Origin of the sequence: Pseudidiomarina atlantica (assembly GCF_000753735.1) — a bacterium.
GTDB lineage: Bacteria > Pseudomonadota > Gammaproteobacteria > Enterobacterales > Alteromonadaceae > Pseudidiomarina > Pseudidiomarina atlantica.
On record NZ_JPIN01000001.1, the window covers coordinates 46,256 to 64,752 of the forward strand.

The 18,497-nt window shown below is 49.7% G+C and carries 21 protein-coding genes; 13 read left to right on the forward strand and 8 right to left on the reverse strand.

The features are described 5' to 3' along the window. The first annotated feature begins 21 nt into the window (after positions 1-21). The 6 genes from IDAT_RS00230 to rlmM are packed head-to-tail and all read left to right on the forward strand — an operon-like array spanning position 22 to position 5,509. On the forward strand, positions 22-1,158 hold the full coding sequence (locus IDAT_RS00230; RefSeq protein ID WP_034729017.1) for an enoyl-CoA hydratase/isomerase family protein: 1,137 nt from the start codon (positions 22-24) through the stop codon (positions 1,156-1,158). Positions 1,159-1,182: 24 nt separating this feature from the next. After that, positions 1,183-2,079, forward strand: a complete 897-nt coding sequence (gene mmsB / locus IDAT_RS00235; protein ID WP_034729020.1) for a 3-hydroxyisobutyrate dehydrogenase — start codon at positions 1,183-1,185, stop codon at positions 2,077-2,079. Between the two features lie 8 nt (positions 2,080-2,087). Beyond that, complete coding sequence (locus tag IDAT_RS00240; protein WP_034729022.1) at positions 2,088-2,852, forward strand: SDR family oxidoreductase; 765 nt, start codon at positions 2,088-2,090, stop codon at positions 2,850-2,852. A gap of 10 nt (positions 2,853-2,862) precedes the next feature. Then, on the forward strand, positions 2,863-3,762 hold the full coding sequence (locus IDAT_RS00245) for a transcriptional regulator GcvA (protein WP_034729025.1): 900 nt from the start codon (positions 2,863-2,865) through the stop codon (positions 3,760-3,762). Further along, the gene (locus IDAT_RS00250) at positions 3,755-4,399 is read left to right on the forward strand and encodes an alpha/beta family hydrolase (protein ID WP_081909692.1); all 645 of its coding nucleotides are present in this window, start codon (positions 3,755-3,757) and stop codon (positions 4,397-4,399) included. The genes IDAT_RS00245 and IDAT_RS00250 overlap by 8 nt, the downstream gene beginning before the upstream one ends. An 18-nt stretch (positions 4,400-4,417) precedes the next feature. Beyond that, positions 4,418-5,509, forward strand: a complete 1,092-nt coding sequence (gene rlmM / locus IDAT_RS00255) for a 23S rRNA (cytidine(2498)-2'-O)-methyltransferase RlmM (protein ID WP_034729027.1) — start codon at positions 4,418-4,420, stop codon at positions 5,507-5,509. Between the two features lie 8 nt (positions 5,510-5,517). On the opposite strand, the gene IDAT_RS00260 is transcribed toward rlmM, so the two are convergent. The 3 genes from IDAT_RS00260 to queF are packed head-to-tail and all read right to left on the reverse strand — an operon-like array spanning position 5,518 to position 8,152. Further along, entirely contained in the window at positions 5,518-5,892 is a 375-nt protein-coding gene (locus tag IDAT_RS00260; RefSeq protein WP_034729030.1) for a DUF3192 domain-containing protein, read from the reverse strand. 35 nt (positions 5,893-5,927) lie between these two features. Beyond that, on the reverse strand, positions 5,928-7,283 hold the full coding sequence (gene ppnN / locus IDAT_RS00265; protein ID WP_034729033.1) for a nucleotide 5'-monophosphate nucleosidase PpnN: 1,356 nt from the start codon (positions 7,281-7,283) through the stop codon (positions 5,928-5,930). Between the two features lie 26 nt (positions 7,284-7,309). Then, positions 7,310-8,152 (reverse strand): NADPH-dependent 7-cyano-7-deazaguanine reductase QueF, encoded by an 843-nt coding sequence (gene queF / locus IDAT_RS00270; protein WP_034729036.1) that lies wholly within the window; start codon positions 8,150-8,152, stop codon positions 7,310-7,312. Positions 8,153-8,258: 106 nt separating this feature from the next. Between queF and IDAT_RS00275 the strand changes: the two genes are divergently transcribed. From IDAT_RS00275 to IDAT_RS00285, 3 genes are all read left to right on the forward strand, one after another. Beyond that, complete coding sequence (locus IDAT_RS00275; protein ID WP_034729037.1) at positions 8,259-8,831, forward strand: SecY-interacting protein Syd; 573 nt, start codon at positions 8,259-8,261, stop codon at positions 8,829-8,831. 65 nt (positions 8,832-8,896) lie between these two features. Beyond that, entirely contained in the window at positions 8,897-9,589 is a 693-nt protein-coding gene (locus IDAT_RS00280) for a GNAT family N-acetyltransferase (RefSeq protein WP_051986472.1), read from the forward strand. Beyond that, positions 9,573-9,899: an Mpo1-like protein gene (locus IDAT_RS00285; RefSeq protein WP_034729040.1), complete on the forward strand. Its 327-nt coding sequence runs from the start codon at positions 9,573-9,575 to the stop codon at positions 9,897-9,899. The genes IDAT_RS00280 and IDAT_RS00285 overlap by 17 nt, the downstream gene beginning before the upstream one ends. On the opposite strand, the gene IDAT_RS00290 is transcribed toward IDAT_RS00285, so the two are convergent. Both IDAT_RS00290 and IDAT_RS00295 read right to left on the reverse strand, forming a co-directional pair. Further along, positions 9,881-10,189, reverse strand: a complete 309-nt coding sequence (locus IDAT_RS00290; RefSeq protein ID WP_034729043.1) for a DUF3301 domain-containing protein — start codon at positions 10,187-10,189, stop codon at positions 9,881-9,883. The two genes, IDAT_RS00285 and IDAT_RS00290, sit on opposite strands and share 19 nt — an antisense overlap. 1 nt (position 10,190) lies before the next feature. Further along, a complete protein-coding gene (locus IDAT_RS00295) occupies positions 10,191-11,219 on the reverse strand; it encodes a DUF3549 family protein (protein ID WP_034730156.1) in 1,029 nt (342 codons plus the stop codon). Between the two features lie 73 nt (positions 11,220-11,292). Here IDAT_RS00295 and IDAT_RS00300 point away from each other — a divergent pair, with 73 nt between their 5' ends. Together IDAT_RS00300 and truC are read left to right on the forward strand one after the other, a co-directional pair. After that, the gene (locus IDAT_RS00300) at positions 11,293-11,637 is read left to right on the forward strand and encodes a YqcC family protein (protein WP_034729046.1); all 345 of its coding nucleotides are present in this window, start codon (positions 11,293-11,295) and stop codon (positions 11,635-11,637) included. Then, on the forward strand, positions 11,630-12,346 hold the full coding sequence (truC, locus tag IDAT_RS00305) for a tRNA pseudouridine(65) synthase TruC (RefSeq protein ID WP_034729048.1): 717 nt from the start codon (positions 11,630-11,632) through the stop codon (positions 12,344-12,346). The genes IDAT_RS00300 and truC overlap by 8 nt, the downstream gene beginning before the upstream one ends. Here the strand turns inward: truC and dapD are convergent. The 3 genes from dapD to map are packed head-to-tail and all read right to left on the reverse strand — an operon-like array spanning position 12,343 to position 16,586. Then, the gene (gene dapD, locus IDAT_RS13260) at positions 12,343-13,167 is read right to left on the reverse strand and encodes a 2,3,4,5-tetrahydropyridine-2,6-dicarboxylate N-succinyltransferase (RefSeq protein ID WP_034729050.1); all 825 of its coding nucleotides are present in this window, start codon (positions 13,165-13,167) and stop codon (positions 12,343-12,345) included. The two genes, truC and dapD, sit on opposite strands and share 4 nt — an antisense overlap. Positions 13,168-13,176: 9 nt before the next feature. Then, the gene (gene glnD / locus IDAT_RS00315) at positions 13,177-15,792 is read right to left on the reverse strand and encodes a [protein-PII] uridylyltransferase (RefSeq protein ID WP_034729053.1); all 2,616 of its coding nucleotides are present in this window, start codon (positions 15,790-15,792) and stop codon (positions 13,177-13,179) included. After that, positions 15,792-16,586, reverse strand: coding sequence for a type I methionyl aminopeptidase (gene map / locus IDAT_RS00320; protein ID WP_034729056.1), 795 nt, complete (start codon positions 16,584-16,586; stop codon positions 15,792-15,794). Before map ends, glnD begins: the two co-directional genes overlap by 1 nt. Before the next feature lie 266 nt (positions 16,587-16,852). Here map and rpsB point away from each other — a divergent pair, with 266 nt between their 5' ends. Further along, complete coding sequence (rpsB, locus tag IDAT_RS00325; RefSeq protein ID WP_034729060.1) at positions 16,853-17,584, forward strand: 30S ribosomal protein S2; 732 nt, start codon at positions 16,853-16,855, stop codon at positions 17,582-17,584. A 24-nt stretch (positions 17,585-17,608) separates the two neighbouring features. Then, positions 17,609-18,487: a translation elongation factor Ts gene (gene tsf / locus IDAT_RS00330; RefSeq protein ID WP_034729063.1), complete on the forward strand. Its 879-nt coding sequence runs from the start codon at positions 17,609-17,611 to the stop codon at positions 18,485-18,487. The last annotated feature ends 10 nt before the right edge of the window (positions 18,488-18,497 follow it).

The following is an 18,497-nucleotide window of genomic DNA, read 5'->3' on the forward strand; positions in this document are numbered from 1 at the left end:
AGCAATCGCAAGGAGAAGCAAATGACAGATGCACAAACAACAGTCGTGCAGTTTGAAGAGCGCACTACCGAGTGCGGTAAACGCCTTGGTATCGCGCGCTTGAATTCGGAAAAATCACTAAATGCCCTGAGTCTTGACATGATTCAGCTACTGCAACCGAAGTTGGATGAGTGGGCAGGCGACGATGACATCGCCGCTGTGTGGCTTGAAGGTGCTGGCGAAAAAGCCTTCTGTGCGGGTGGTGATATCGTTGCCATGTACAAGGCCATGCGTGATCAGCCCGGTGAACTGGTAGACGAAGTCGCTGACTTTTTTAGCCAGGAATATCGCTTAGACTACACTATCCACAGCTTTCCGAAGCCTTTTATTGTCTGGGCGGATGGGATCGTCATGGGCGGTGGCATGGGGCTGATGAACGGCGCCAGTCATCGTATCGTCACTGAGCGCTCGTTGCTTGCCATGCCGGAAGTCACCATTGGCTTGTATCCAGATGTTGGCGCGACGCATTTCTTGAACCAGATGCCAGCAGGTTGTGGTCTATTCCTTGGCCTCACCGGTGCGCACATGAACGCCAGTGATGCCCAGTTCTTGCATCTTGCCGACCATTTTGTGGCGAGCGAACGCAAGCAGCAGGTGTTGGATGCGCTTAGCGCGATTCAGTGGGGGGAAACCGCCAGTTTGAATCAACAGAAAGTCAGCGATGTGTTGCAACAGTTGGGCAACGAAGATGCCAAGTTGCGTCCAGCGGGGCAAGTTGAAGCGCAACATGACCTGATCAAACAACTCACTGCGGGTGACGATGTGGTCAGCGTGGTCGAGGCCATCACGACGCATGAGAGCGATGACAAATGGCTCAGTCGTGCCAGCAAAACCCTCGCCAATGGCTGTCCAATGACGGCACACTTGGTGTGGAATCAATTGCATTTAGGCAAAGATTTAAGTTTGCCCGATTGCTTCCGACTGGAACTGACATTATCGGTGAAATGCGCAACCCGCGGTGATTTTGCTGAAGGCATTCGGGCATTGCTGATTGACAAAGATAAGCAACCTAAATGGCAACATGCTTCAGTGGCTGATGTGAGTGCGGAAGAGGTAGATGCGTTCTTCACCTCACCATGGCAGCAGGGTGAACATCCACTTGCCGATTTAGGTGCATAAGCTCAAGAACGACAGGAACAAATTATGGCTACAGTAGGATTTATTGGTCTTGGTAATATGGGTGGCCCAATGGCTGCCAACCTGGTCAAGGCTGGACATCGCGTCACTGTTTTTGATTTGTCTGAAGAGGCATTAACTCAAGCTGAAGCGGCAGGTTGTCAGCGCGCTAAGCAACTTGTTGAAGTCTGCCGTGATGCTGATTTTGTGATTAGCATGCTGCCGGCCGATCATCACGTCGAGGGCGTTTATTTAGGCGAGCAAGGCTTGCAACATAGGTTGGATAAGTCGACCTTGGTGATTGACTGCAGCACTATCAGCGCCGAAACCGCGCGCAAGCTTGGCGCCGAACTTGCCGCTGCGGGTATAGCCTTTATCGATGCGCCGGTATCCGGCGGTGTTGGTGGGGCGAAAGCCGGTACCTTGACGTTTATTTGTGGCGGCGCTGAAAGCAGCGTTGAACGCGCTCGCGAAGTGCTCAATGCCATGGGTAAAAATGTGTTCCGCGCCGGTGACGCCGGAGCGGGGCAAGTCGCTAAGATCTGCAACAACATGCTGTTGTCAGTATTAATGGCTGGTACTTCTGAGGCCTTGCAATTGGGCATTGCCCATGGCTTGGATCCGCAAGTGTTGTCAGAAATCATGTTGCAAAGCTCGGGTCGCAACTGGACGCTCGAAGTTTATAATCCGTGTCCTGGAGTGATGGACACTGTACCATCGAGTAATGGTTATCAAGGTGGCTTTATGGTTGACTTGATGGCGAAAGATTTGGGCTTGGCGCAACAAGCTGCGCTGCGCAGCGGGGCCAGCACGCCAATGGGTTCACTGACCTTGAATTTGTATCGTAGCTGGGCACAACTAGGCCATGGTCGGGAAGATTTCTCGAGCATTTTCAAGTATGTTACGCCGGCAACGAAGAAGTAGGAGAGAACATGGATATTGCAACCAGTACGATCGTCATCACCGGCGGTGCACAAGGCTTGGGCCGTGCGATGGCAGAGCATTTTGCGGCGGCCGGCGCAGCCTTAGCATTAATTGATATGAACCAAGAAACCTTGACTGACGCTGAAACGATTTGTCGTGATAAAGGCGCCCGTCAGGTTAAAGGCTATGTCGCGAACGTCACTGACGAAGCTGCGGTTGAACAGGTATTCAATGACATTGCTGCGGAATTCGGTGGTATCAATGTATTGATTAACAACGCTGGCATTTTGCGTGATGGCATGCTGATTAAGTGCAAAGATGGTGAAATTACACATAAAATGCCACTGCAACAGTTTCAGTCAGTATTAGATGTGAACCTGACCGGTAGCTTCTTGTGCGGGCGTGAAGCCAGTGCACACATGGCCAAAGCGGGTAAAGGTGGCGTGATCATCAATATCTCTAGCGTGGCACGCGCCGGTAACATTGGCCAGACCAACTATGCGGCGACTAAAGCCGGCGTGGTGGCGATGACGGTTACTTGGGCGCGGGAATTAGGTCGGTTTGGCATTCGTTGTGGTGCCATCGCTCCGGGCTTTATCGAAACGCCAATGACGGCGCAGATGAAACCAGAGGCGATCGAACGTGCGCTCAGCATGGTGCCTTTACGTCGTTGGGGACAGCCTGATGAAATCGCGCATAGTGCCCGTTACATTATTGAAAATGACTTTTTCAGTGGACGTGTGATAGAAATAGACGGAGGCGTCCGACTATAACTGGTAACTCATGCGAAAATTACCCCCACTGAATGCATTAAAGGCCTTTGAAGCCGCTGCGCGGCACTTAAGTTTTACCCGTGCAGCGGATGAACTGTTCGTCACTCAAGCTGCGGTGAGTCACCAAGTTAAAGGCCTTGAAGACTTTTTGGGGGTCAAATTATTTATTCGCCGCAATCGTTCGTTGTTGCTGACCCCTGAAGGGCAGACCTACTATCTCGAACTGAAAGAAATCTTCGATCATATGCTGCAAGCCACGGAACGGGTCAAAAGTGCTTCGGAACGTGGCTCTCTTACCATTAGTTTACCGCCAAGCTTTGCCATTTTGTGGTTTGTTCCGCGCTTGAGTCGCTTTCGAGAGGCCTATCCAGAGATTGACGTACGCATCCGTGCGGTCGATGAGGTCGATGGCTCATTGACCGATGATGTCGATGTCGCCATCTATTACGGCTCGGGCAAATGGCCGGGTTTACGCGCCTATAAACTGCACAATGAGTACTTATTGCCAGTTTGCTCGCCGTTATTGTTGAATGGTACTAAACCCTTACGCGAACCTGCAGATTTACTGAATCACACATTACTCCATGATGAGACGCGCAATGCTTGGAAGGACTGGTTCAAACTAGTGGGTATTGATAAAAATAAAGGCGATAACGGGCCGGTTTTTAGTCACTCTAATTTGGCACTTAAAGCGGCAGTCCATGGTCAGGGTATTGCGCTTGCTAACAACGTGCTGGTGAAACCTGAAATCGATGCTGGGCACTTAATTCAAATTTTCCCGGAAGTGTTACCACGGGAAAAATCTTTTTATCTGGTTTGTCGTGACTCTCAAGCAGAAGTAGGTAAAATCGCCACCTTTCGCGGCTGGCTGTTGCAGGTAGTCGAAGAGGAAGAGGAAGCCGATGACTAAATCAGTGAAGCCCGCACAGCGCGTTGCAGTGCAGCGTGATAATCCGCAAGGCGCAATTCGCATTATCTTCGCGCACGGAGCTGGTGCTGGTTTACAGAGCGATTTTATGCAGTTTTTTGCGCTCGGTTTAGCCTTTCACAACATCGATGTTGTGCGCTTTAACTTCCCATACTGGCAGCAGTTTATGGACTCAGGCGTTCGCCGCCCCCCGAATCGCATGGCGGAATTGGAGCACAGTATGCTTACGGTTGCACAACAGTTTGATGATGCGAAGCCGACCTTTTTAATGGGGAAATCGATGGGCGCACGGGTCGCCTTTCGAGTGGCGGATCAGATGCAAGCACGTGGCGCTATTGCGCTAGGTTTTCCGTTTCATCCAGTCGGCAAACCGCAACAATTGCGGGTCGACGATTTGCGTAATCAACGGCCGCAGAATTTAATTGTTCAAGGTAGCCGCGATGCTTTTGGTAAGCCCGCGGAAGTTGCCTCTTACACGTTGCCGAAGAATCTAGAGCTACACTGGCTGGAACACGGTGATCATAGTTTTGAGCCAACTAAACGCAGTGGCATTGAGCGGCGTGATTTATGGCAGGCGGCCATCGATCGGGTCAGCGATTTTGTTCAGACACACCTTTAGAAAGAGAAAAGAAAACTTATGAGTGGACTTGTTGCCTATTGTCGGCCTGGTTTTGAGAGTGATTGTGCCGCAGAATTGCAGGAAAAAGCTGCAGTACTGGGCAGCTTTGGCTATTGCCAAACCAAGGCGCAACAAGGCTATGTCATTTATCGTTGTGCTGCTGAAGAAGCTGAGCATTTGGCCAAAAAATTAGCCTTGAGCGAGCTTATATTCTCGCGGCAGTTCATTGCGATTTTAGCTGAGATCGACGACTTACCCAGTGAGGACCGGGTGACACCGTTGCAACTTGCGTTGCTGGATGAGCAAGTCACCGAAAATTTTGCCGGAGTTAAGCCAGCGGGAGATTTGCGGGTCGAAACACCGGATACCAATGCCGGTAAGGAACTAACCAAATTCTGCCGCAAGTTTACCGTACCGCTGCGCCAAGGTTTGCGTAAAGCGGGTTGGATGACGCCACAAGTCAGTGATCGCCGACCAACGCTGCATGCGTTTTTTATTAGCAATCAACATGTCATTTTGGGCTTTTCGTTCAGCTTTAATCAGTCACCTTGGCTGATGGGTATTCCGCGTTTGCGCATGCCAAGCGATGCACCGAGTCGCTCGACCTTGAAGTTAGATGAAGCCTTTCAAGTGTTTATTCCGGCCCACGAGCGAGACGAACGGGTGCAATCTGGTATGAACGCTGTCGATTTGGGGGCCGCTCCAGGAGGTTGGACTTATCAATTAGTGCGCCGAGGCATGATGGTGCAAGCGGTTGATAATGGGCCAATGGCCGAGAGCTTGATGGAGACTGGGCAGGTCAAACATATTCGCGAAGATGGCTTTCGTTTCCGTCCGAAAAAGAAGAATGTCACTTGGTTGGTGTGCGATATGGTGGAAAAGCCGAGCCGCGTAGGTGAATTAATGACGTCGTGGATCCTTGAAGGGGATTGCAAAGAAGCTATTTTTAATTTGAAGTTACCAATGAAGCGCCGCTATGCTGCTGTGGCTGAATATTTAGCCCAAATGAAAGAAACTTTGAGCACAGAAGGTCGCGGACGCTTTGAATTACAAGCCAAACAGCTTTATCACGATCGTGAAGAGATCACCGTGCATTTGCGCTGGCTCTAACTGGCTTGCTAAAACGCTTGATAATCTTCGTAAGCATCGGCTCCCCAAGCAATAAGGGAGCCGTTTTTGAATAACAGCGGAGTACATTCATCGCGTGTGGTTATGCCATCGGATTTTACGTGATGGGTGCGATAAAATAGCACCAACACTTCTTCTCCGGCAGGTGTAGCCTTGGCCTCGCTGATGTCAGGCGAACCGAGCACACGAATCACGTCTTCTTTTGACAGCCCAAGGTTGAGCTGGCCAATCTGCTTCAAGTTAAAGGTTTCGCGTTCTTGCCAACTCATGTTGTCAGGATCAGCTTGATACACGGCAAGAATAAGCGCAGTTGCTGCCAAATAAATGACAAATCCGATGATGACAATTTTCGCCATTTTTGACATAAACCGCGCTCCTTAATCGCTTAACTTGTTACTCTTTAATCGGTAATGACTCGATAACAAGGATGATATACCGAACCAGGCAGCTTCATGCGACCTTGTTCGACGAATGCGCGTAACAATACGTCGAGTTTCCGCATCATTTCTTTCTCGCCGTGAATTTCAAACACACCATTGGCGCGAATTGCACGAATGCCTTCGTCTTTCACGTTACCCGCAACAATCGCTGAGAAGGCGCGGCGTAAATCGGCAGCGAGTAGCTGCGGCTGTTGATCACGATGCAGGTTCAAGTTGGCAACGTTCTCATGGGTTGGTGAGAACGGACGCTGGAACGGTTCATCGATATGCAGGGTCCAGTTGAAGCAATAGGAATCGCCAGTACTGCGACGGTATTCTTTCACTGCATGAGTGCCGTCCGCCATGAAACGCGCGACTGCGACCGGATCATCAACAATGATGGTGTACAGTTTACGTGCTTCTTCGCCGAGGGTTGCAACCACGAAATCATCGATGGCTTCAAAGTAACCTTTGCTGCTGGCGGGCCCCGTAAGAACCACAGGTAACACCTGCTTTTCGTTCTCTGGGTGCATTAAAATACCCAGCAAGTAAAGCAGCTCTTCAGCGGTACCTGCACCACCTGGGAAAATAACGATACCGTGCGCACAACGCACAAATGCCTCAAGCCGTTTTTCGATATCAGGCATGATGATGAGTTCATTAACGATCGGATTTGGCGGCTCAGCGGCAATAATGCCAGGCTCGGTAAAGCCTAAATAACGACCATCGGTAATACGCTGCTTGGCATGGCCAATGGTGGCGCCTTTCATAGGGCCTTTCATCGCGCCCGGACCACAACCGGTGCACACGTTAAGCGCACGTAAACCAAGGTGGTAGCCGACTTCTTTGGTGTACTTGTACTCCACCTCGTTGATGGAGTGGCCACCCCAACACACAATGACGTTCGGATCTAGGTTAGGTTGCACCACTTGCGCGTTGCGCAGGATGTCAAACACCACGTGGGTGAGGGTATGTGTATCTGCGGTTTCCAGCGTTTGCGCGTTGTATCGCTCACCGGTAAAGAGGATATCGCGTAGCACTGCTTCCACCAGCTCTTGCATACCAACAATGAGTTTACCATCGACAAAGGCTTCTTCCGGTGGATTGATAAGTTCGAGCTGCACACCGCGTTCACATTTGATGACATTAACGTCAAAATCGTCGTATTTATTGAAAATTTCTTCACTACTGTCGGTGTTACTACCAGCGTTAAGAACCGCTAGGCAGCAATTACGGAATAACCGATACAGTTGTTCGTCGCTTGACTCTTGTAGACGGTCAATTTCGAGTTGCGACAGTAAACTCATGCTGCCGCGGGGTGAAATAGTTATTTTCATTCTATTGTTTTTCCTTCATTTTCTTTTTACTGACGGCTCAAGCGCATCCTGTTTGGAGCCGTATCTTCGGTCGCGCGGTAGGGATTGATATCAAGGCCTCCGCGCCGAGTGTAGCGGGCATAAACCGACAAATGGTCAAGGTCTAGCCGCTGGGTGAGATCCATGAATATTCTTTCAACACATTGCTCATGAAACTCATTATGATTGCGAAACGACACAATATACTGCAACAGCGCAGCGTGGTCGATGGCGCGCCCGGTATAGCTGATGTAAAGCGATCCCCAATCGGGCTGGTTGGTGATCAAACAATTCGACTTCAGTAAATCACTATATAACTGTTCAGTGACACGTTCATGACTTGCGTGGCGCAATAAGTCTGGCGCATAGTCGTAAGTGCTGATGGCCACGCTAGGATTGTCGAGGCATTGGCCTTGCCATTGACCGACCAGATGCTGCGCATCATTCAGTTGCAGTAATTTGACTGTTACTGCAGCACCGGCACAGGCACTCAAATCAATCGTCATTTGCGCTGCTACAGCTTCCCACGACGGCCACTGGCTTTGATTGAAGCTATTCAAGTAGAGTTTGAACGACTTTGATTCAATTAAATTAGGGCTGGTACAAGGTACGATAAATTGCGCTATGGCAACTTGCGGTAAGCCGTTGGGCTGGAGCCAAGATATTTCGTAGCCAGTCCACTCATCGTGCCCGAAAAAGGGTAATTTGCTTGCTTCGACAATACCGATGGGGGTACGGTTCAACTGCCGTGCTACCGGTTGTAAAAGACTGGCATCATAGTGTTCAGGGTAGGCTGTTGCTTGCCCCAAATTTAGATGCGCGAGTGGATTATCATGCGTACCTTGCTTCATTGCTATCGTTTACCTTGCTAAACTCTGTTTTTCAGCCAGTCGGCCATTGTACCTGTGGTGCGCAGCAGATGCTAGTTGCGACGCCTTAACTACGAGTGAGTAAAAGATGACGATCAGTTCCGCCTTAGATGACTTATTAGTGCGCTACCAAGAGGCCTACCAGCAAGCCGCGGTTCCGCTAATGACCGAAGCGAACGGTGATTGGCGAGCTCCTATTTATGTCGGTGCACCGACCCTAGTTGATGACAGCATTGAGTTCGTTAAGTGGCAGCCAGTACGTCAAGCGCAAGCATTGGATTTCAGTGCACTCATGAACGCGTTGGAGCAACCTTTTCATCAAGATTTTGTGGAGTATTTTAGTCGTTGGTTCAGTGCAGACTTAGCGGTGTCCTGGCAACAACATCCGTTCTGGTTGTTGCATATGCATGGTGAGGAGGACGCTGAACGAATGCTCAGCAATCAAGCTGGACACGTACTGATGAAGCGACGTTTACGCCAGTCAATGACTCTGTTTTTGGGGATTGCTGAGGAGTCTGACGATCTACTGATTACCCTCGATAACGAGAGTGGGGCGGTAGGCCTTGAGTTTGTAGGACAAAATCAGCATGAAACGCTGGCAGCAAACCTTGCCGAGTTTCTTGCTAAAACCACACCAAGAGTAGTGGAATTCGAGCACTGAATCGGCTAGTTTGTAAGCAACCCGATAAAACTAGCCGACAGAATAACTTAACAAGGTGCAAAGCAATGACACTCAGAAAAACAGAAACAAAAAGTGAATTGCGTTATTTGGTTGCTGAGGAACTAAAACTGGCTGCTTCGTTGTTATACCAGGCGTATCACGACGATCCGTTGTTAATGTCGTTGTTTAACGCCAAAGCCGACAACGAAGAATACGAAAAACGCTTACGCGCGACGATACGTGAAGAACTGATGGCATTTTGGGAAGCTGAGCAACCGATGATTGGTTTGTTTGCTGGTGATTCGCTCATCGGTGTCGTGTGTATGACAATGCCTGGCAAGAGTTTCGGGCCAGGCCGTTACTGGCATTGGCGTTTGAAAATGCTGCTCACGGCTGGCTATGTGAGCACTAAACAGTTGGTCGAAAAAGAAAGTTTGATTCAGCAAGCCATCGCCGACAAGCTCGCGCTTGAGCACTATCATATGCTGGCCTTTATTGCGGTTAATCCGCGTTATCAGCAACAAGGCTGGGGTGATGTGTTAGTGCGAGCAGCGCAGCAAGCGTTACAGGATGAACCAAAGTCACAGGGCATCGCCTTGTTAATCACTCAGCCGGAACATCAGTCGTTGTTCAAGCAGCATCATTACGAACAAATCACTACATTGAAGATTGGTGAGGTTGCAGGTGAGCTGTTTTTCTGTAAAAGACAGCAGGTCGTGAGCGAAGAAGCAGAGGTAGCAAATGGCACAGCAGTTTAATAGTTTTCGCGAGTTTTATCCGTACTATCTTGCCGAACATAGCGACCCACGATGCCGTGCCACTCATTATGTCGGTAGCACCTTGGTACTGCTGATACTCATTACCAGTGTCGTCTTGGGGCAGTGGTTGTGGTTGTTATGGATTCCCGTAGCCGGTTATGGTTTCGCTTGGATCGGTCACTTTTTCTTTGAGCACAATAAACCAGCCACCTTCAAACACCCATGGTACTCCTTACTCGGTGACTGGGTTATGTATTTTGACTTCTGCAAACGAGTGCTCACCGGGAAAAGTTATTCTGGTAGTCGATAGACTGGCGTATCCACCTTTAAAAGTCGCAGGTTCAGCATTTGAATTTCGCCTTCATAGCGATGCTCACGATCGCTACTGAAGGCGAATTGATAGCGACTCAACCAACCTATGTGGCGTCCATGCCGTGCGAGCTTGCCGCCTTGCCAAGCGATATCTAAGAATTGTAATTGATGTTGTTGGCAATAACGCTGTGCATGAACGCGGGCGCTTTCCGCTTGGCGTCGTCCTTGCCAAAATAACAGCGCAATAAAGAGCAGAATCAGTAGTAAGAGTGCATCGGCTAAGACCATTTTAATGACGCCCAATAAATTGCTGCCAAGCTTGACGGATGCTGTGGGGTAAATCGTCGCGTTGCAAGGTAACCATAAGATGTGGCCGCAGACTTGGTAAGCGCAACAAATCACTGATAAGCGCGGCAAAAACATGATTGTCTTGAGCCGCGAGTGTTTGCAGTAAAAGTTGCAGCGCAACGTGCTCGGTTTGTAATGGATCAAAGGTCTGCCATAAGCGTGCGCAGCAGATCACTAACTCGTCAACACTTGCGGTAGGTAGGAGCGTATTCAGCGCGGTCACCACCGCGCCATGATTAGCTCGGCTGGCGAGGCTACGTAAGAGGTCAGCTCGCAACTCACTTCGTTCTGGCGCCTGCGTTAATTGCTGAACTAGCGGTGCGACCATAGCGTCGGGGAGTTGTTGATGCTCAAGGGCGATGGCCAAGGCTTGTCGCAAGGGGACTGGGTAAGCAGCGAAACGATCAGCGATGGCATGCTGACACTGGGGTAATTCGGCTAAACGCGCGCAGACATCGTGCAGCCCTTGTACGCCGAGTTGTTGCCAGTCATCCGGCTGCTGCAAAATCAACTGAGCTTTGGCAAAGTGTTGCGAGGGTTCGCGCTGCCAACGTTGACTCAGCTGCGCGTGCAATGCTGCACGCTTTTCTTCAGCAGGGGTAAACAGAAAAGGACTTTGTTGCAGTTGCTGCTGTTGCGCATCGTCCAATGCGTGGGTGATTTGATTACCAAGCAAGGTCAAAACGCTGGTCACGAACTGAAGTACCTGAGCTTGCTCAAGTAAACCGCGCTCATCAACGGGAAATTTAAGAAACCAAAGGTAGGGTTCTTGTCGTTGGTCTGCCAGCTGTGGCCAAAACACCACGGCAAAGCACGCGTGACCTTGTACCGGATATGGATAGGGCGCTTGTTGCTGCTCAATCGCGCGAAAGGTAGCCGCATCGATGCTTTGAATACGGCGACCAAGATCATAGCAAACAAAGGCACTTTGGCCCTGTTCGAGTAATTCAGAGAGAGTAGAAATGCTCATTAAACTTGCATCGCGGGTCATTTTGCTGAAAGATGTGCGCCATTATAACGATTAAACCGTCGTGGAGGTAGTAATGGACCAACGACAACGTGCAGCACGCTTACTTGAACGCATTGAAGCCGAGCTTCATTGTTTGGGTTTATGGCAATCCGAGTACCCAGCAGCGCATCAGTTGCAGAGCACTGAGCCGTTTGCTATCGATAAACTCGACTTTCACCAATGGTTGCAATTTATTATGTTGCCACGCATGTGGGATGTTGTAGATGGTGAACATCCGTTGCCACAAAACATTGCGGTGAGCCCAATGGCGGCACATGTCTATCGCAATGAGCTTGAGAATCATGAGGGTTTGATTGTGATCCTACGCGAGTTTGATGAGTTACTCAGTGGTACTGACCCGCTCGCTGAAGATGTCTGAACCACTTCCCATTGTTTTTCAAGACGACGTTCTTATTGCCATAGATAAGCCAAGCGGCTTGTTGGTGCATCGCAGTTGGCTGGCAAAAGACGCCACCACGTTCGCGTTACAACAGGTCCGCGACCAGATTGGGCAACGGGTGTATCCAGTGCATCGTCTCGATCGCCCCACCTCTGGTATTTTACTTTTTGCCAAGACTGGCGAAATTGCCCGTGACTTATCCACCGCATTTAGTGAACGTCAGGTTGAAAAACAATATCATGCGGTGGTGCGTGGTTATTTGGGCGATGGTGAGCTGGATTATGCGTTAACTGAAGAGTTGGACAGGATCGCTGACCGCGATGCTGATCAAGACAAAGCACCACAACCAGCACAAACGCTTTATCGTTGTTTGGCGCAGGTCGAATTACCCTTTCAAGTTAGTAAAAAGCATGCAACGAGTCGCTATTCGCTGATGCAGTTACAGCCGAAAACCGGCCGCAAGCACCAATTACGCCGCCATATGGCGCATTTGCGCCATCCGATTATCGGCGATACCCGCCACGGTGACGGGCGTCACAACAAATTCTTTCGTGAACACTTTGGTTTGCAGCGTTTGTTGCTAGCGGCAACTGGACTCAAATTTACACATCCAGTCAGTGGCGAAGTGCTGAACTTAAGTCTGCCGATCCCGCCAGACTTAAGTCAGCTATTTGATAAGCAAAACTAATCAAGCGCACGTAATAGCTCGTTAATGCCAACTTTGGCGCGCGTTTTCGCATCCACTTTCTTGACGATAATCGCTGCATACAAACTATGGCTGCCGTCTTTGCTAGGTAGCGTGCCCGGTACGACCACCGCGCCCGCTGGCACGCGGCCATAGTGAATCTCACCGGTTTCACGGTCAAAAATGCGGGTGCTTTGGCCGATGTACACGCCCATCGAGATGACTGCACCCGTCTCGACAATAACGCCTTCGACGATCTCTGAGCGGGCACCGATAAAGCAGTTGTCTTCAATGATGGTTGGGCTCGCTTGCAGCGGTTCAAGCACACCACCAATACCGACGCCACCCGACAGATGCACGTTCTCACCGATTTGTGCACACGAGCCTACGGTGGCCCAAGTATCGACCATGGTGCCGTTACCAACATAGGCGCCTATATTGACATAAGACGGCATGAGCACAACATTGCGACCAATATAAGCGCCTTTGCGCACCATGGCTGGCGGTACGACACGCATGCCTTCGGCACGAAAACGGGCGTCGTCATAGCCACCAAATTTACTGTCGACCTTATCAAAAAAGCGTGTTTCGCCGCCGTTCATCAAATGATTGTCCTGAATGCGAAACGACAACAATACCGCTTTTTTCAACCATTCATTGACCACCCATTCGCCGTTTTGTTTTTCCGCGACGCGTTGTTGACCGCTATCAATACTTTTAATAACGGTTTCTAAATCTTCCCGCAGTTGCGTCGGCACTTTACTTGGTGAGAGTTCGGTGCGCGCCTCGAAAGCAGCTTCAATGCGTGCTTGCAGTTCAGTCATGATGTTCCTCTAATGCTCGGCTAAAGTTGCGATAATTTGTTCACGTAAACGTTGTCGCTCGGTCTCATCAAGCGGTGTATTACGTGCGGTGGTGATAATAAACAAGTCTTCGGCTTGTTCGCCGACGGTAGAAATCTTGGCTGTCAAAATATTTAACTCTAACTGTTGCAGTACCTTGGCAACCCGTGCCACCAGTCCAGGACGGTCAAGCGCCGTAAGCTCAAACGCAGTGCGGCGGGCGTTGCGACTGGGCACAAATTCGATTTTGGTTTTTACTTTGAAGCTACGCAAACGACGCGGAATTCGCCGTTGTGTGCTGGGTGCGCGGCGGCGGCCACGCAAAACATCGTGTAATTCCTGCTTCAGCGCTTCAATGCGCCGTGCATCGGTCAGCGGTTCACCATCTTCTTGCAAGACGACGAAGGTGTCCATGACAAAGCCGTCGCGAGTCGCAAGGATCTGGGCATCGTGGATACTCAAATTCTGATGATCCAGTACGGCTGCGACCTCGGCGAACAAATGTTCATGCTCAAGGTGATAAATAAATAACTCGGTGGTGCCTTGTCGCGTCTCGTCACCTACCAGGATCAACGGGAGCAGTTCATCGTCAGCGACTGCCAAAATATGCTGAGTGTGCCAAGCGATTTGCTCGGGTTGATGACGCAAGAAATAGTCGGCGGTAAAGCGCGCCCAGGTTTCTTGCACTTGTTGTGCCGAATAGCCAGCACTGAGTAAAAGTCCCATGGCGTGCGACTGGTGCTGATGAATGCGCTGGCGCATTTCTCGTTGCGGTGATGGTTTTTGCTGCTGCAAATAGTGCGTGGTTGCCTGATATAAATTCTCCAACAGCGTCGCTTTCCAGTTATTCCACAGGCTGCTATTGGTTGCACGAATATCAGCAACTGTCAGGCAATACAAATAGTCAAGGCGTTGCTGCGTAGCAACTTGTTGGGCGAACTGTTCGATGACCTCAGGGTCGTGAATATCGCGTTTTTGTGCGGTCACTGACATGACCAAGTGGTTCCGTACCAACCAAGCAATCAGTTCCGTGCCATCTTCTGCAAGCGCGTGTTGTAGACCAAAATTGCGCGCATCATGTTCACCAAGCTCTGAATGATCACCGCCACGCCCTTTAGCGATGTCGTGAAAAATACCGGCTAAATAGAGCCATTCGCGATGTTCCATGCGCGCAACTAATTCGGCACACAGTGGAAACTCTTCGGCACCTTGAGTGGTTGAATAGCGGTAAAGATTCCGCACTAAGCGAAAGGTGTGTTCGTCAACTGTATAAGCATGAAACAGGTCGAACTGCATTTGCCCGACGATATGCGCCCATTGCGGCAAGTAATGCGCCATAATTTTATGTCGATGCATCAATTCGAAGGCCAAGCCACAACCGCGCGGATGCCGCAGCAGTTGCATAAACAACGCGCGACATTCCGGATCATCACTCAACGGCTGCTCCAGTTCCCGCCGCGCGTTACGCAATAAGCGAATGGTGTGGGCACGGATGTAACGGACTTGCTGATGTTGTGCAATCGCCAAAAAAAACCGAACGAGATTACGCTGGTCAGCGAAGGCGCTATCATGTTGGGCAGCAATCCCTTCACCGAGAATTTTAAAGTCGTCATCGATGATCTGAGTGGCAAGATGTTTGGCATCACTGAGAATAGTCTGGGCAAAGAACTGCAATAGCATATCGTTCAATTCAGCTACGCCCACCACCGCATTAAAGTAATCTTTCATCATGGCTTCGACGGCGGCTTTGCCTTTGCCTTCATAACCAAGCCGCGCAGCGACTGCCGGCTGATAGTCGAACAATAAACGATCTTCTTTTTTGCCTGCTTCAAGATGCAAGGCAAAACGCACGCGCCAGAGAAAAGCTTGGTGTTCACGCAACTCAAGTAATTCGGCGGCACTGATATAGCCATATTGAACTAAGCTTTCGTCGCTTTGCGTGTGAAAATGGCGCTTCGCAATCCAGCCAATGGTTTGAATATCGCGCAAACCACCCGCACTGCTTTTGATATTAGGTTCAAGATTGTAAGCGGTGCCGTGAAATTGTTCATGGCGTTGATTCTGCTCTGCCAGTTTCGCCTGATAAAACTGATCACTGGTCCACGGCATACGATTTTGTAGAAAATGTCGCAGCTCGGGTGCTAAGTCAGCATCACCACAAATAAAACGTTGCTCCAGCAAACTGGTCGCAACACTGACATCGGCTTTGGCTTGTAATTCACATTCGGCAATGGTGCGGACACTGTGACCGACATCAAGGCGCAGGTCCCAGAGTATCTGTACCATTTCGCTAATCGCTTGTTGTGCGGCAGGTGTTAGCTCATTTTCATGCAGAAAGAGCAAATCAATATCCGAGTGGGGATGCAAGGTGCCACGTCCATAGCCGCCGACCGCAAACAAAGCACATCGGTGTTCAGATAGTGCAAATTGCTGCCATAACAAACGCAGTAGTTGGTCTACCATGGCACTGCGATCTGTCAGTAGGCTCTCGATATCGGCGGTGACAAAAGCTTCAGCAGACCACTGCTGGTAACGTTCGAGACAATCGCGTCCAGCGCTGACCGTCAGTGGTTGGGGCCACTTTAGCTCGGAAACAGTCGCGCTCATTAACTCGCTGCAGCGTGTTCAATCACGCGTGGTAAGTCTTCGTCGTTACGCAGGGTGAGCACTTCCACGCCGGTTTCAGTTACCAATAGCGTATGTTCCCACTGCGCACTTAAGCTGCGATCCTTGGTAAGTACAGTCCAACCATCTTTCATTAATTTGGTGTGGCGTTTGCCTGCGTTGACCATAGGTTCGATGGTGAAACACATGCCTGCTTCAAGCACATCACCCGTACCTGGCGTGCCATAATGCAGAATTTGTGGCTCTTCATGGAACACTGCGCCAATGCCATGGCCACAGTATTCCCGCACGATCGAATAGCCATGCCCCTCGGCATGCTTTTGAATCACTGCAGCGAAGTCACCAGTGCGAATTCCCGGGCGTACCATTTTGATTGCCTGATAGAGCGATTCTTGGGTGACACGAATCAGCCGCTCAGCGAGAATGCTAGGTTTACCGACCACAAACATCTTCGATGTGTCACCATGATAACCATCGAGTTTTACCGTTACATCGAGATTCATGATATCGCCATCTTTAAGTGGCTTCTCATTCGGGATGCCGTGACACACCACATGGTTGAGCGACGTACAAACTGACTTAGGAAAGCCATGGTAGTTGAGCGGTGCAGGGTAGGCGTTGCGCGCAACAATATAGTCATGGCAGATTTGATCGATTTCGGCAGTCGTGACCCCAGCTTTAATATGCGGCTCGATCATTTCGAGAACTTCAGCGGCCAGACGCCCGGCTGCACGCATTTTTTCAATTTCATCTGGGGTTTTGATGCTAATACTCATGCCTTTTCCTATCGCTACGACTCATTTCATAAAAGTGGCGTTATCCTAGCATTTTGTCTGGCGTCGGGGAAGCGTTAGCAAAGCCAAAAAGCTTGCGATGCAGGGCTGTTTCATGGTATAAAGCGCCCGCAATTTCGATTGCACAAAACTTAATGAAACAACCACACACATACATCGACACATAGGTCGGGGTGCTCGCGGTCATTGACTAAGGGTCGAACTATGGGATGTATGGAGGCATAACCCCTTAAAAAGGAAAGAGAATTATGGCAAACGTATCAATGCGTGATATGTTGAAAGCTGGTGTGCATTTCGGCCACCAAACCCGCTTCTGGAACCCAAAAATGAAGCCGTTCATTTTTGGCGCTCGTAACAAAATCCACATCATCAACTTGGAAAAAACCGTGCCGATGTTCAATGACTCATTGAACTTCTTACAGCACGTTGCTTCGAACAAAGGCAAAATCTTGTTTGTTGGTACCAAGCGCGCTGCTGCGGATGCAGTTGCTGAAGCTGCAAAAAGCTGCAACCAGTTCTTCGTAAACCACCGCTGGTTAGGCGGTATGTTGACCAACTGGAAAACTGTTCGCCAGTCAATCAAACGTTTGAAAGAGTTAGAAACTCAAAGCCAAGACGGAACGTTTGAAAAGCTGACCAAGAAAGAAGCTTTGATGAATACGCGTGAAATGGAAAAGCTTGAGAAGAGCTTGGGCGGTATCAAGGATATGGCTGGCTTGCCAGACGTATTGTTTGTAATTGACGCTGACCACGAACACATCGCGATTAAAGAAGCGAACAACCTTGGTATCCCAGTTATCGCAGTAGTTGATACCAATTCAAACCCAGATGGCGTTGATTACGTTATCCCTGGTAACGACGATGCGATCCGCGCAGTACAATTGTACTTGAACGCTGCTGCAGCCGCTGTTAACGATGCCCGTGGTGCGGTAACTGAAGGCAAAGCAGACGATTTCGTAGAAGCGGAAGAAACTGAATAATCCCTGAACAGAGGAAATTTACACATGGCTATTACAGCAGCTCTGGTTAAAGAACTGCGCGAGCGCACTGGCGCTGGCATGATGGATTGTAAGAAAGCGTTAGAAGAAACTAACGGTGACATCGACGCAGCCATCGAAAACATGCGTAAAAGCGGTCAAGCGAAAGCAGCTAAGAAAGCTGGTCGTATCGCCGCTGAAGGTGTCATTTTGACCAAAACCGATGGTAACGTCGGTACTATGGTTGAATTGAACTGCGAAACTGACTTCGTAGCACGTGATGCAAACTTCTTGGCATTCGGCGATAAAGTAATCGATGCAGCCTTTGCTAACAAAGAGTCTGACGTTGAAAGCTTGAAAGCAACTAACATTGGCGACGGTACTGTTGAAGAAGTACGCGAAGCTTTGGTTGCTAAAATCGGCGAAAACATGAACGTACGCCGCGTGTTGACGGTTAGCGGTGGTGATGTTGTTGAAGCTTATGTTCACGGCGGTCGTATCGGTGTATTGGTAGCCCTGACTGGCGGTAACAGCGAATTAGCAAAAGACGTTGCAATGCACGTTGCTGCTAGCGCGCCACAATTCGTTAAGCCTGAAGACGTATCAGCTGAAGTTGTTGATAAAGAGCGTCAAATTCAACTTGATATCGCAATGCAAAGTGGCAAGCCACAAGACATTGCTGAAAAAATGGTTGAAGGTCGTATGCGTAAATTCACTGGCGAGATCAGCTTAACTGGTCAAGCGTTCGTGAAAGATCCATCAATGACTGTTGGCGACTTACTGAAGCAGAACAATGCTGACGTTATCACTTTCGTACGTTTCGAAGTGGGCGAAGGTATCGAGAAGAAATCAGAAGATTTCGCTGCTGAAGTACAAGCTCAAATGGCTGCTGCGAAAAAGGCGTAATGCCAATGTC